Origin of the sequence: Stenotrophomonas geniculata ATCC 19374 = JCM 13324 (assembly GCF_001431625.1) — a bacterium.
In the GTDB taxonomy this organism is placed as follows: domain Bacteria; phylum Pseudomonadota; class Gammaproteobacteria; order Xanthomonadales; family Xanthomonadaceae; genus Stenotrophomonas; species Stenotrophomonas geniculata.
Map to the genome: position 1 here is coordinate 1 of NZ_LLXT01000079.1, position 12,590 is coordinate 12,590.

Here is a 12,590-nt window from a genome sequence, read left to right on the forward strand (position 1 = left end):
ACAGGTTTACGGCGTGTCCTGACCACCCACACCGCCCCGCCATCCCACGGAATGCCGCTTCTGCTGTTGCTTTTGCTGTTGCTTCGGATTCTGGGCAGGTGCAGGGCTGCAAGCCCTGCCGAAAAACCCTTACCGCACTTGCTCCTGCTTGCGGACGATCGCCATCGCGATCTCCAGCGACTGCTCGTAATTCAACCGCGGGTCCACCGTTGAACGATACGCGCGCTCCAGGTCACGCTCGGTCAGTTCGCGCGCGCCACCGGTGCACTCGGTCACGTCTTCGCCGGTCAGCTCCAGGTGCACACCACCCAGGCGCGTGCCTGCGGCCGCATGCAGATCGAACGACATCTCCACTTCGCCACGCACATTGTCGAAGCGACGTGTCTTGAAACCGTTGGCGGTGCTTTCGGTGTTGCCATGCATCGCATCGCACACCCACAGCACGCGACGGCCATCGCGCTTGACCGCATCCAGCAGCGGCGGCAGCTTCTCGGCGATCTGCGCCGCACCCATGCGGTGGATGAAACTCAGGCGGCCCGGTTCGTCATGCGGGTTGAGCACGTCGATCAGGCGCAGCAGCTGGTCCGGCGTCACCGATGGGCCGACCTTGATCGCGATCGGATTGCGCACGCCACGCAGGTATTCCACGTGTGCGCCATCGAGCGCAGCGGTGCGCATGCCAATCCACGGGTAATGCGTGCTCAGGTTCAACCAGCCCTGCTGGCGCGGCACCTGCCGGGTCAGCGCCTGCTCGTAGGGCAGCAGCAACGCCTCGTGCGAGGTGTAGAAATCGATGCGGTTGAGGTTGTGCACGCGGGCCCCGGCCAGGGTCTCCATGAAGTGCACCGCATCACCGATCGAGGCCACCATCTTCTGGTACTCGGCGGCCAGCGGCGAGTGGCTTACCCACTCCAGGTTCCAGTACTCGGGGTGGTGCAGGTCGGCGAAGCCACCATCGATCAGCGCCCGCACGAAGTTCATCGTCATCGCGGAGTGCGCGTGGGCCTGCAGCATCCGCTTCGGGTCCGGCAGGCGCGCCGCCTCGGTGAAGGCCGGCGCGTTGATCACATCGCCGCGGTAGCTCGGCAGCGTCACACCGTCGCGGGTCTCGGTATCGGCCGAACGCGGCTTGGCGTACTGGCCGGCGAAACGACCGACGCGGATCACCGGCTGGCGCAGGCCGTGAACCAGCACCAGGCTCATCTGCAGCAGCACCTTCAGGCGGTTGGAGATGGTGCCCGATTCGCAGTCGCTGAAATTCTCGGCGCAGTCGCCACCCTGCAGCAGGAAGCGCTTGCCCTCCTGGGCCTCGGCCAGCTGCTGCTTCAGCGCGAGGATCTCCCACGAGGTGACCAGCGGCGGCAGCCGCTTCAGCTCGTGCAGGGCAGCGTCCAGCGCCACAGGGTCCGGGTAGGTCGGCATCTGCAGCGCGGTCTTGCCACGCCAGCTCTCCGGCGACCAGGCAGCGCCGGTGGCCGCTGCGACGGGATCGGGGACAGGCGAAACGGCGGACAGGCTCATTGCAGGCTTCCGGAGGTGGGAGACGTTCATGGTCGCAGAGCCGACCGCTGTCGCAAAGGGTCGAACGGCGTCTGCACATGACTGAACGCCGGGGAAAAGGCATCGCGATCGGCCAAAAGCGGCATGCCCACGGCCAGCCGGACAGGCGCATGATTCGCCACGCACTGTTACGAAGTAACACTCAATCCCCATTGGCCCCTTCCACAGCGTATCCGCCATGAAGCCCTCCCTGCTCGCTACCGGCATCACCTTCGCCCTGACCCTGGCCAGCCTGCCTTCCCTCGCTGTGGCCGCCGATGCCGCCGCTCCCGTGAAGGACCTCGACACGGTCACCGTCAGCGCCCAGCTCGACCAGGCCCGCAACGCACTGTCGCCGGACATCGGCAGCAGTCAGTACCAGATCACCGCCGAGGACATCCAGAAGCAGCCGCTGGGCGCCTCCGCGCCGCTCAGCCAGGTGCTGCTGCAGGCGCCGGGCGTGGTCCAGGATTCCTATGGTGGCGTGCACGTGCGCGGCGACCACGCCAATCTGCAGTACCGCATCAACGGCGTGCTGTTGCCCGAATCGATCTCCGGCTTCGGCCAGACCCTGGATGCGCGCACGATCAAGAGCATCCGGCTGATGGACGGGGCATTGCCAGCACAGTTTGGCGAGCGCACCGCCGCGGTGGTCGACATCACCACCCGCAGTGGCGCCGAGCTCGGCAATGGCGGCAGCGTCGGCATCACCACCGGCTCGTTCGGCAAGGTCAATCCGAATGCCTCATGGTGGGGGTCGCAGGGGCGCTGGAGCTGGTTCCTGACCGGCAACTACGACCAGAACGAAGTCGGCCTGGAGAACCCGACCCGTTCGCGCAAGCCGGAGCATGACGATACCCACCAAGGCAAGGCGTTCGCCGACCTGACCTATCTGGTCAACGACACCACCCGCCTGAGCGTGTTCGCCGGCTTCGCCAACAACCGCTTCCAGATTCCGGTCAACCCCGGCCAGACGCCGCAGTTCGGCTACCTGGATACCACCACCTTCGATTCCAGCCAGCTGGATGAGACCCAGCGCGAGACCACGCGCTTCGGCATGCTGGTGCTGCAGGGCACACTGGGCGACACCGCCTACCAGGTCTCGGCCGGGCAGCGTTACAGCGATGTCGGCTTCATTCCCGATGTGGTCGGCGATCTGGTGTTCAGCGGCGTCGCCTCGCAGGTCCAGCGCAGCAACCGCGCCAACACGTTGCAGGCCGACTTCTCGACGCCGTTGGGCAACGACCACACGCTGCGCTACGGCCTGTACGGCAATTACGAGAACGCGCGGGCCAGCAACAACAGCTGGGTGTTCCCGGTTGATGATGCCGGCCAGCAGTCCAGCACCACACCGCTGCTGATACCTGACCGCAGCGCGTTCCATGCCAGCACGCTGGCGTTGTACGTGCAGGACGAATGGAAGCTCGGCGACGACTGGACCGTGAACTACGGCCTGCGTGGCGACCGCTACAAAGCCTTCGGCCACACCGAGGGCCAGCTCAGCCCGCGCGTGGGCGTGGTCTGGAATGCCAGCGACAGCACCACCGTGCACGCCGGCTATTCACGTTACTTCACGCCACCGGCCAGCGAACTGATCGCCAGCAGCGACATCGCGCTATACGACGGCACCACCAATCAGCAGCCCAGCGGCGGCAACAACACGCCGCTGGCCGAGCGCAGCGACTACTACGACATCGGCGTCTCGCAGCAACTGGGCGAGCACCTGACCCTGGGCCTGGATGCGTATGACCGACGCGTCGCCCGCCTGCAGGACGAAGGCCAGTTCGGCGCCGCCTACATCTATTCGACCTTCAACTATCGCCGTGGCCATATCCGCGGCCTGGAGTTCAGTGCCGACTACAGCAACGGTCCGTTCAGCGCCTACTTCAACGCCGCGCTGAACAAGGCCATCGGTACCGACGTCATCACCGGCCAGTACAACCTCGATCCGGACGCGCTGGCCTATGTGGCCAACCACTGGATCCACCTCGACCACGACCAGAAGCTGACGTCGTCCGGTGGCCTCAGTTACGCCTTCGCCGGGCACAACCGGATCGGGGCCAACTACGTGTTCGGCAGCGGCCTGCGTTCGGACATCGAGGGCGTGCCCAATGGTGGCGAGCTGCCGTCCTACCTGCAGGTGAATCTCAGCGCCGGACACGATTTCAACGCCGACAGCGGTCATCCGCTGCATGTGCAGCTGGCCGTGATCAACGCACTGGACCGCAGCTACCAGCTGCGCGATGGCGGCGGTGTCGGCGTGTTCGCCCCGCAGTGGGGGCCGCGCCGTGGCGCTTACCTGAGCCTGCAGCAGGACTTCTGAGGTAGTGCCGGCCAGCGGCCGGCACTGCCCTGCTTCAGCGCTTGACCTTGCGCAGCGACACCACCAGCGCCCACAGCGCCAGCAGCACGAACCACACGGCCGACCACATCGGCATGGTCAGGCCCAGGAACGTCCAGTCGATGTTGCCGCAGTTGCCGGTACCGGTCAGCACGGTGCGGAACACTTCCAGCGGGCCCATGGTCTCGCTCAGGAAGGCCAGCGGCGGGCCACAGGTGGAACCCATTTCCGGCGGCAGCATCTGCACGTAGACGTGGCGCGCGGCGATGCCGACACCCACTGCGGCGGCAATGAAGGCCAGCACGCCATAGGTCGCGCGGCCGGGACGGTTGGAAGGCCCGTGCAGTGCACCGATCAGGAACAGCAGCCCCAGCGCGGCAAATGCCAGGCGCTGGAAGATGCACAACGGACACGGCTCCAGGCCCATCTTCAGCTGCAGGAAGATCGCGTAGGCGAGCAGGCCCGCGCAGATCAGGAAGCCCAGGAAGAACTGGGCGCGGAAGGGCCAGCGCAGTGGATTCATCGTCAACGCTCGAATGGATCAGGCGCCAAGCGTAACCGAGAGTGCGCGCCGCCTGAACCGCCACAGGTGACGCCTGTCGGAACGGTGTGGGTCAGAGCCCGTTCCGCAGAAACGGAATCCGGCCCCCTCAAACGCAAAAGCCCGGCAGAGGCCGGGCTTTCGCTGTGTCGCGTTGGAGCAGTCCGATTACTCGGCCACTTCCTCGGCCACGACCGGACGGTCGACCAGCTCGACGTAGGCCATCGGCGCGTTGTCGCCGGCGCGGAAACCGCACTTCAGCAGACGCAGGTAGCCGCCCGGACGGTTCGCGTAGCGCGGGCCCAGGATGGTGAACAGGTTGCCCACGGCTTCGTTGTCGCGCAGGCGGGCGAAGGCCAGACGGCGGTTGGCGACGGAGTCGACCTTGGCCAGGGTGATCAGCGGCTCGGCAACTCGGCGCAGTTCCTTGGCCTTCGGCAGGGTGGTCTTGATCAGCTCGTGCTTGAACAGCGAGGCAGCCATGTTCTTGAACATCGCTTCGCGGTGGGCGCTGGTGCGGCTGAACTTACGGCCAGACTTCTGGTGACGCATGGTGATATTCCTTGGTTAATGATGAGGCTGTGCGGATCGTTGTCGCCTTCCTGGCGTTGCTGCGCGGACTGCGGTTGGTCCTGGCCGCCCGTCCTGGACGACCTGCCCCGCGAACCTGCGGTTCGTCGTGGCATGTTGTGTTGCGTTGAAGGCCCCACCGCGAACGGTGGAGCCTTCAGGCATTACCGATATCAGCCCAGCATGCCGTGGCTGGCGACACCGGCCGGCGGCCAGTTCTCCAGCTTCATGCCGAGCGACAGGCCGCGCTGAGCCAGCACTTCCTTGATCTCGGTGAGCGACTTCTTGCCCAGGTTCGGGGTCTTCAGCAGCTCCACTTCGGTCTTCTGGATCAGATCGCCGATGTAGTAGATGCTTTCAGCCTTCAGGCAGTTGGCCGAACGCACGGTCAGCTCCAGATCGTCGATCGGGCGCAGCAGCACCGGATCCACGCCGTTGTTGGCCGGCTTCGCCGCACCGCGGTCGCGGTGGGTGAAGTCACCGAACACCGACAGCTGGTCGCTGAGGATGTCGGCGGCGGTGCGCACGGCTTCCTCGGCGTCGATGGTGCCGTTGGTCTCGATATCGATGACCAGCTTGTCCAGGTCGGTACGCTGTTCGACGCGGGCCGCTTCAACGGCATAGGCGACGCGGCGGACCGGCGAGAACGAGGCATCCAGGACCAGGCGGCCGATGGCACGGGTTTCTTCGTCCGGACGACGACGCGCGGCAGCCGGCTGGTAGCCGAAACCACGTTCGATCTTCAGACGCATGTTGATCGCCGTATCCTTGGTCAGGTGGCAGATCACGTGTTCGCCGTTCAGGATCTCCACATTGTGGTCGACCTTGATATCGGCAGCGGTGACAACGCCCGGGCCCTGCTTGGACAGGGACAGGGTGGCGCTGTCGCCGGAGTGCATACGGATGGCCACGTCCTTCAGGTTCAGCAGGACTTCGAGCACGTCCTCCTGCAGACCTTCGACCGTGGTGTACTCATGCAACACGCCGTCGATTTCGACTTCCGTGATGGCGAAGCCCGGGATGGACGACAGCAGCACGCGACGCAGGGCATTACCCAGCGTATGCCCGTAACCCCGCTCCAAAGGTTCGATAACGACCTTTGCACGGGTGTCGGTAAGGCGTTCGATCTGCGGACCGCGAGGACGCAGAACCTGGTTGGCGGTAACCGTCATGTTGCGGGTTCTCCTAGTGAACCCCCGGCCGTCGCCGGGGGCTCTCCAATGTGAATTACTTCGAATACAGCTCGACGATCAGCGCTTCGTTGATGTCCGCAGGCAGATCCGAACGATCCGGAACAGCCTTGAAGATGCCGGTGAACTTGCCGGAATCCACTTCAACCCACGACGGGCTCAGGTCATGCTGGGCGGCGACGGTCAGGGCTTCCTGGACGCGCAGCTGCTTGGCAGCCTTTTCAGACAGGGCGATGGCGTCGCCAGCCTTGACCTGGTACGAAGCCAGGTTGACCGACTTGCCATTCACGGTGACGCCGCGGTGCGACACCAGCTGACGGGCAGCCGGACGGGTCACGGCGAAGCCCATGCGGTAGACGACGTTGTCCAGGCGGGTTTCCAGCAGCTGCAGCAGGTTCTCGCCGGTGTTGCCCTTCTTGGTCGAGGCCTTCTTGTAGTAGTTGCGGAACTGACGCTCCAGCAGGCCGTAGATACGCTTGACCTTCTGCTTTTCACGCAGCTGGGTGGCGTAGTCGGACAGCTTGCCCTTGCGGGCAGTGGCGCCGTGCTGGCCGGGCTTCTGCTCCAGCTTGCACTTCGAGTCCAGCGCACGCGCCGGGCTCTTCAGGGACAGGTCGGCGCCTTCGCGACGGGCGAGCTTACAGGTAGGACCGATATAACGAGCCATTTCTTATCGCTCCCTTTAGACGCGACGCTTCTTCGGCGGACGGCACCCGTTGTGCGGGATAGGCGTCACGTCGATGATGTTGGTGATCTTGTAGCCGACGTTGTTCAACGAACGCACGGCCGACTCACGGCCCGGACCCGGGCCCTTGATGCGGACTTCCAGCGACTTCACGCCGTAGTCCAGCGCAGCACGACCGGCCTTTTCAGCAGCCACCTGGGCAGCGAACGGGGTCGACTTGCGCGAACCGCGGAAGCCAGCGCCACCGGAGGTCGCCCACGACAGAGCGTTGCCCTGGCGGTCGGTGATGGTGACGATGGTGTTGTTGAACGAAGCGTGGACGTGGGCAACGCCGTCGGTGACGACGCGCTTGATCTTCTTCTTGGTCTTAGCAGCGGGCTTAGCCATTTCTCAGTCCCTTACTTCTTGATCGCCTTGCGCGGACCCTTGCGGGTGCGGGCGTTGGTACGGGTGCGCTGGCCACGCAGCGGGAGGCCACGACGGTGACGCAGGCCGCGGTAGCAGCCCAGGTCCATCAGGCGCTTGATCGCGATGCCGATCTCACGGCGCAGATCGCCTTCCACGATGTACTTGCCGACTTCGGCGCGCAGGCGCTCGATTTCCGGCTCCGACAGATCGCGGATCTTGGTGGTCGAAGCAACGCCTGCGACTTCGCAGACCTTCTTCGAACGGGTACGGCCGATGCCGTAAATGCTTTGCAACCCGACCCAGACGTGCTTCTGGGCTGGCAGGTTGACGCCTGCAATACGCGCCATGACGCGGTTCTCCAGCTGAGTGATGGCCGACAGCGCGCCTCGGGCACGCCAATCCGGCAGGATGGATCAAAAAAGTGAACTAGCGATACTAACAAGGTTCCGGTTTACATGGAAGCCCGTGAAACCATTGGTTTCATGAACCCGGCCTGGGGAGTGTGCCCAGGCTCCGGCGCCGGATGGGGTTGGACCTGGGGTTTCCCCCGGAGCCGCCCGCGCTACTCCAGCGCGGGACCACCTCATCACACCCCCACCCGGAACCGCTGCGGGGGCCGCCCTTCGTTTGTGTGGCCGGAGTCCGCGAAGCGGAGGGACCATCACGTCAGGAAGACGAAAGTATAACAGGCCAATCAGCCGCGGGCAAAACCGCCGCGGTTGCCGCCCTTCAGGTTGGCCTTCTTCAGCAGGCTCTCGTACTGGTGGGACATCAGGTGCGCCTGCACCTGGGCGATGAAGTCCATCACCACCACCACCACGATCAGCAGCGAAGTACCGCCGAAGTAGAACGAGGCGTTCAGCTGCGTGCGCATCAGTTCCGGCAGCAGGCAGACGATCACCAGGTAGGCCGAGCCGGCCGCGGTCAGGCGGGTCAGCACGCCGTCGATGTAGTCGGCAGTGGCCTTGCCCGGACGGATGCCCGGAATCAGCGCGCCCGACTTCTTCAGGTTGTCGGCGGTTTCCTGCGAGTTGAACACCAGCGCGGTGTAGAAGAACGCGAAACCGGTGATCAGCGCGGCGAAGACGATCATGTGCAGCGGCTCGCCCGGGCCCAGCGCGTTGGCGACCTTCTGCAGGACCTGGCCGAAGCTGCTCTGGTTGGCGGCCTGGCCGGACCACATGGCCAGGGTGGCCGGGAAGGCCAGCAGGCTCGAGGCGAAGATCGCCGGGATGACGCCGGCCATGTTGAGCTTCAGCGGCAGGAACGAGGTCTGGTTCATGTACGCATTGCGACCGCCCTGGCGGCGCGCGTAGTTGACCGTGATCCGGCGCTGGCCACGCTCGACGAACACCACGAAGAAGGTGAAGGCGAGCACGACGATGGCGATCAGCAGCAGCTGGATGAACTGGATGTTGCCGTCGCGGTAGGCGTCGAAGGTGTGGATGATCGCACCCGGCAGGCCAGCGACGATACCGGCGAAGATGATCAGCGACACACCGTTGCCGATGCCGCGCTCGGTGACCTGCTCACCAACCCACATCAGGAACATGGTGCCGGCGGTCAGCGCGACCACGGCGGTGAGCACAAAGCCCATGCCCGGCGCGTACACGACCGGAGCGCCCGACGGCGAGACCTGGCCCTGCAGGGCCAGCGCGATCGAACCGCCCTGCACCACTGCCAGCAGCACGGCGCCGATGCGCGAATACTGGGTGATCTTGCGGCGGCCGGACTCACCTTCCTTCTGCATCGCCTTCAGGGCGGGGAAGATGTGCACGGCGAGCTGCATCACGATCGATGCCGAGATGTACGGCATCACGTTCAGCGCGAAGATGCTGAAACGGTGCAGGGCGCCGCCCGAGAACATGTTGAACATGTCCACGATGCCGCCGCCCTGCTGTTGCATCATGGCAAGCATGGCATCGGGATTGACGCCCGGCACCGGCACGTAGCAGCCGATGCGATAGACGATCAAAGCCCCGACGACGAACAGCAAACGTTGGCGAAGTTCAGTGAACTTGCCCATTCCGCCCGCGAGGTTACCGATGCCAGCTTGCGCCATGATTTTCTTACTCCGTTACGCTGCCGCCGGCAGCTTCGATCGCGGCCTTGGCACCCGCCGTGGCAGCGATACCCTTCAGGGTGAACGCCTTGGTCACTTCGCCCTTGACGACGACCTTGGCCTTCTTCGCAGTGCTCGGGACCAGCTTGGCAGCACGCAGGGCGGCGAAGTCGATCTCACCGGCCGGCAGCTTGTCCAGCGCGTACAGCAGCACTTCAGCGGTGTCCTTGGCGATCGGCGAACGGAAGCCGATCTTCGGCAGACGACGCTGCATGGGGGTCTGGCCGCCTTCGAAGCCAGCCTTGATCTTGCCGCCACCCTTGCGGGCGAACGAACCCTTGTGGCCGCGGCCGGCAGTCTTGCCCAGGCCCGAGCCGATACCGCGACCGACGCGGGTGCGCTCGGTGCGGGCGCCCGGTGCCGGGCTCAGTTCATTGAGACGCAGAGTCATGGTCGATTACTCCTCAACCTGGACGAGGTACTGAACCTTGTTGATCAGGCCGCGCACCTGCGGGCTGTCCTTCAGTTCACGCACATCGTTGAGCTTGTTCAGGCCCAGGGCACGCACCGACAGGCGGTGACGCGACTGGGTGCCACGCAGGCCACGCACCAGGCGGACCTTGACAGTCTTGTTGGACTCATTAGCCATGGTTGAGTTCCTCCACCTTCTTGCCGCGCTTGGCCGCGATGCGGGCCGGCGACTGCGCAGCAGACAGGCCCTTCACGGTGGCACGCACCAGGTTGATCGGGTTGCGCGAACCGGTGGCCTTGGCCAGCACGTTCTTCACGCCAACGGCTTCCAGCACGGCGCGCATGGCACCGCCGGCGATGACGCCGGTACCTTCCGAAGCCGGCTGCATGAACACGCGGGCTGCGCCGTGACCATCCTTGATGGTGTGCCACAGGGTGCCGTTGTTCAGGTCAACGCTGACCAGGTTCTTGCGGGCCTGCTCCATCGACTTCTGGATGGCGACCGGCACTTCGCGGGCCTTGCCATAACCGAAACCGACCTTGCCTTCGCCGTCGCCGACCACGGTCAGGGCGGTGAAGGTGAACTGGCGGCCACCCTTGACGGTCTTGCTGACGCGGTTGACCGCGACCAGCTTTTCGATCATGCCGTCGTCGATCTTCTCTTCGCGGTTACGGTCGCGATCGCGACCCCGCTGCTGACGCTCTTCTGCCATGTTGATTCCTTGGTTGTTTGGGTATGTACGGCTCGAGGCCGCTTATGGTTGTGGAATGTCGCGTTGTTCCGGTGGACCACTGCAGAAGAGTGGCGCCGTCCCGCCTCACTCAGGCGGGCGAGCAGGCGGGCAGGAGACCACAGGTCCCCTGCCCTTATCCCTTAGAACTGCAGGCCGGCTTCGCGGGCGGCTTCTGCCAGGGCCTTGATGCGGCCGTGGTAGCGGTAGCCCGAACGATCGAAGGCAACCTTCTCGATGCCGGCGGCCTTGGCGCGCTCGGCAACGATGCGGCCAACCTTGGCGGCGGCATCGGCGTTCTTGCCGTTCTTCAGGCCTTCCTTGACGTCGGTCTGGGTGGTGTTGGCGGCAGCCAGCACCTTGGAACCGTCGGCGGTGAAGACCTGGGCGTACAGGTGCTGGCCGGTGCGCAGCACCGACAGGCGGGCGACGCCGAGCTCACGGATGTGGGCGCGGGTCGACTTGGCGCGACGCAGGCGGGCGATGTTCTTGTTCATGATGTTTTTCCTTTGAAAGCGGAAGCGCCTAATTAGGCCTTCTTGGCTTCCTTACGGATGATGACTTCGTCGGAGTACTTCACGCCCTTGCCCTTGTACGGCTCCGGCTTGCGGAACGCACGGATCTTGGCGGCAACTTCACCGACGACCTGCTTGTCAGCGCCCTGGACCAGGATCTCGGTCTGGGTCGGGGTGGTGATGGTGATGCCTTCCGGCGCCACGAACACGACCGGGTGCGAGAAGCCCAGGGACAGGCTCAGGTCCTTGCCCTGCATGGCAGCACGGTAACCCACGCCGACCAGCTCCAGCTTGCGCTCGAAGCCTTCGGACACGCCCTTGACCATGTTGGACAGGATCGCACGCACGGTACCGGTCAGTGCGACCAGCTCGGCGTTCTCGGTGCTCAGGGTGGCAACGCCGTTGTCGACGTTGATGGCAATACCGGCCGGCTTGGCCAGCGACAGGGTACCCTTCGGGCCCTTGGCGGTGACGCTGTCCGACTGGACGTTCAGTTCAACCTTACCCAGGGTAATCGGCTTCTTGGCTACGCGGGACATAGTTCTACTCCTTTCGCCTTAGGCCACGAAGCACAGGACTTCGCCGCCGACGCCCAGCTGGCGCGCCTGCGCATCAGTCATGATGCCCTTGGAGGTGGAAATGATGGAGATACCCAGGCCGTTCATGACCTTCGGCAGCTCGCTCTTGCCGCGGTACTGGCGCAGGCCCGAACGCGAGAAGCGCTTCAGGGTCGCGATGACCGGCTTGCCTTCGAAATACTTCAGCACGATTTCCAGCTCGGACTTGTTGTTTTCCAGCTGGGTCACGCGCAGGTCGGTGATGTAACCCTCGTCCTTCAGGACCTGGGCGATCGCAACCTTGATCTTGGACGACGGGGCCTTCACCGTCTGCTTGCCAACCGCGGCCGCATTCTTGATGCGGACCAGCAGGTCGGCGATGGGATCAGTCATGCTCATATGAGTACCTTTGAGTGCACCGATATCCGCTTTCGCGAAAATCTGTTGTCTCCTGGAAACGGGCCAGGTCCCTTGATGCAGCGGGCCGGAAGCCCACTCCTACGACCCCGTTTGCGCAGGGCAAGACGCGGGAGTATACGCCAAAAGAGCCCGGCTTGCGCCGGGCTCTTCGGTTTTTTTGCGTCGGGAAAGCTGAATGCCTCCCCTGCCCGGTTCAGGAACCCCCGAAGGGGCTCCCGATCGCAGGGCCGGCTGGGATTACCAGCTGGCCTTGCGCAGACCCGGGACGTCGCCACGCATGGTGGCTTCACGCAGCTTGTTACGGCCGAGGCCGAACTTGCTGTAGACGCCACGCGGACGACCCGACAGCTCGCAACGGTTGCGCTGGCGGCTCGGCGACGAATCGCGCGGCAGCTTGGCCAGCTTGGTTGCGGCGTCGATCTTCTCTTCGTAGGTCGCGTCCACGGAGGACACGATCTTCTTCAGAGCCGCACGCTTTTCAGCGTACTTCTTTGCCAGCTTTTCCCGCTTGATGTCGCGGTTGACCATGGAGGTCTTTGCCATTTCGGTTTCCTCGACAG

The 12,590-nt window shown here is 64.5% G+C and carries 16 protein-coding genes; 1 reads left to right on the top strand and 15 read right to left on the bottom strand.

The features are described from left to right. Window positions 1-129: 129 nt before the first annotated feature. Window positions 130-1,521, bottom strand: a complete 1,392-nt coding sequence (locus ARC63_RS04110) for a class II 3-deoxy-7-phosphoheptulonate synthase (protein ID WP_010483972.1) — start codon at window positions 1,519-1,521, stop codon at window positions 130-132. A gap of 217 nt (window positions 1,522-1,738) precedes the next feature. On the opposite strand from ARC63_RS04110, the gene ARC63_RS04115 reads away from it, so the two are divergent. After that, window positions 1,739-3,862: a TonB-dependent receptor gene (locus ARC63_RS04115; RefSeq protein ID WP_057502601.1), complete on the top strand. Its 2,124-nt coding sequence runs from the start codon at window positions 1,739-1,741 to the stop codon at window positions 3,860-3,862. A gap of 34 nt (window positions 3,863-3,896) precedes the next feature. On the opposite strand, the gene ARC63_RS04120 is transcribed toward ARC63_RS04115, so the two are convergent. The 14 genes from ARC63_RS04120 to rpsN form a co-directional block, all read right to left on the bottom strand. Next, window positions 3,897-4,403: a disulfide bond formation protein B gene (locus tag ARC63_RS04120; protein ID WP_057502602.1), complete on the bottom strand. Its 507-nt coding sequence runs from the start codon at window positions 4,401-4,403 to the stop codon at window positions 3,897-3,899. Window positions 4,404-4,589: 186 nt separating this feature from the next. Continuing rightward, entirely contained in the window at window positions 4,590-4,973 is a 384-nt protein-coding gene (rplQ, locus tag ARC63_RS04125; RefSeq protein ID WP_005408217.1) for a 50S ribosomal protein L17, read from the bottom strand. A 191-nt stretch (window positions 4,974-5,164) separates the two neighbouring features. Further along, a complete protein-coding gene (locus tag ARC63_RS04130) occupies window positions 5,165-6,163 on the bottom strand; it encodes a DNA-directed RNA polymerase subunit alpha (protein WP_010483975.1) in 999 nt (332 codons plus the stop codon). 55 nt (window positions 6,164-6,218) lie between these two features. Next, the gene (rpsD, locus tag ARC63_RS04135) at window positions 6,219-6,848 is read right to left on the bottom strand and encodes a 30S ribosomal protein S4 (protein WP_004145446.1); all 630 of its coding nucleotides are present in this window, start codon (window positions 6,846-6,848) and stop codon (window positions 6,219-6,221) included. 15 nt (window positions 6,849-6,863) lie between these two features. Next, window positions 6,864-7,253: a 30S ribosomal protein S11 gene (gene rpsK, locus ARC63_RS04140; RefSeq protein WP_004145443.1), complete on the bottom strand. Its 390-nt coding sequence runs from the start codon at window positions 7,251-7,253 to the stop codon at window positions 6,864-6,866. A gap of 11 nt (window positions 7,254-7,264) precedes the next feature. After that, window positions 7,265-7,621, bottom strand: a complete 357-nt coding sequence (gene rpsM / locus ARC63_RS04145) for a 30S ribosomal protein S13 (protein ID WP_004154500.1) — start codon at window positions 7,619-7,621, stop codon at window positions 7,265-7,267. Between the two features lie 347 nt (window positions 7,622-7,968). After that, window positions 7,969-9,336 (bottom strand): preprotein translocase subunit SecY, encoded by a 1,368-nt coding sequence (gene secY / locus ARC63_RS04150; RefSeq protein ID WP_005408215.1) that lies wholly within the window; start codon window positions 9,334-9,336, stop codon window positions 7,969-7,971. Window positions 9,337-9,343: 7 nt separating this feature from the next. Then, a complete protein-coding gene (rplO, locus tag ARC63_RS04155; protein WP_004154498.1) occupies window positions 9,344-9,787 on the bottom strand; it encodes a 50S ribosomal protein L15 in 444 nt (147 codons plus the stop codon). A 6-nt stretch (window positions 9,788-9,793) separates the two neighbouring features. Continuing rightward, window positions 9,794-9,985 carry a 50S ribosomal protein L30 gene (gene rpmD, locus ARC63_RS04160; protein WP_005408214.1) on the bottom strand — a complete coding sequence of 64 codons (192 nt, stop codon included), beginning with the start codon at window positions 9,983-9,985 and terminating at the stop codon, window positions 9,794-9,796. Then, complete coding sequence (gene rpsE, locus ARC63_RS04165) at window positions 9,978-10,520, bottom strand: 30S ribosomal protein S5 (RefSeq protein ID WP_005408213.1); 543 nt, start codon at window positions 10,518-10,520, stop codon at window positions 9,978-9,980. Before rpsE ends, rpmD begins: the two co-directional genes overlap by 8 nt. A gap of 161 nt (window positions 10,521-10,681) precedes the next feature. Beyond that, the gene (rplR, locus tag ARC63_RS04170; protein WP_004154495.1) at window positions 10,682-11,035 is read right to left on the bottom strand and encodes a 50S ribosomal protein L18; all 354 of its coding nucleotides are present in this window, start codon (window positions 11,033-11,035) and stop codon (window positions 10,682-10,684) included. 32 nt (window positions 11,036-11,067) lie between these two features. After that, complete coding sequence (gene rplF, locus ARC63_RS04175) at window positions 11,068-11,592, bottom strand: 50S ribosomal protein L6 (protein ID WP_014646052.1); 525 nt, start codon at window positions 11,590-11,592, stop codon at window positions 11,068-11,070. A gap of 18 nt (window positions 11,593-11,610) precedes the next feature. Continuing rightward, entirely contained in the window at window positions 11,611-12,009 is a 399-nt protein-coding gene (gene rpsH, locus ARC63_RS04180; protein WP_005408210.1) for a 30S ribosomal protein S8, read from the bottom strand. A gap of 258 nt (window positions 12,010-12,267) precedes the next feature. Next, window positions 12,268-12,573: a 30S ribosomal protein S14 gene (gene rpsN / locus ARC63_RS04185; RefSeq protein WP_005408209.1), complete on the bottom strand. Its 306-nt coding sequence runs from the start codon at window positions 12,571-12,573 to the stop codon at window positions 12,268-12,270. Between the last annotated feature and the right edge of the window lie 17 nt (window positions 12,574-12,590).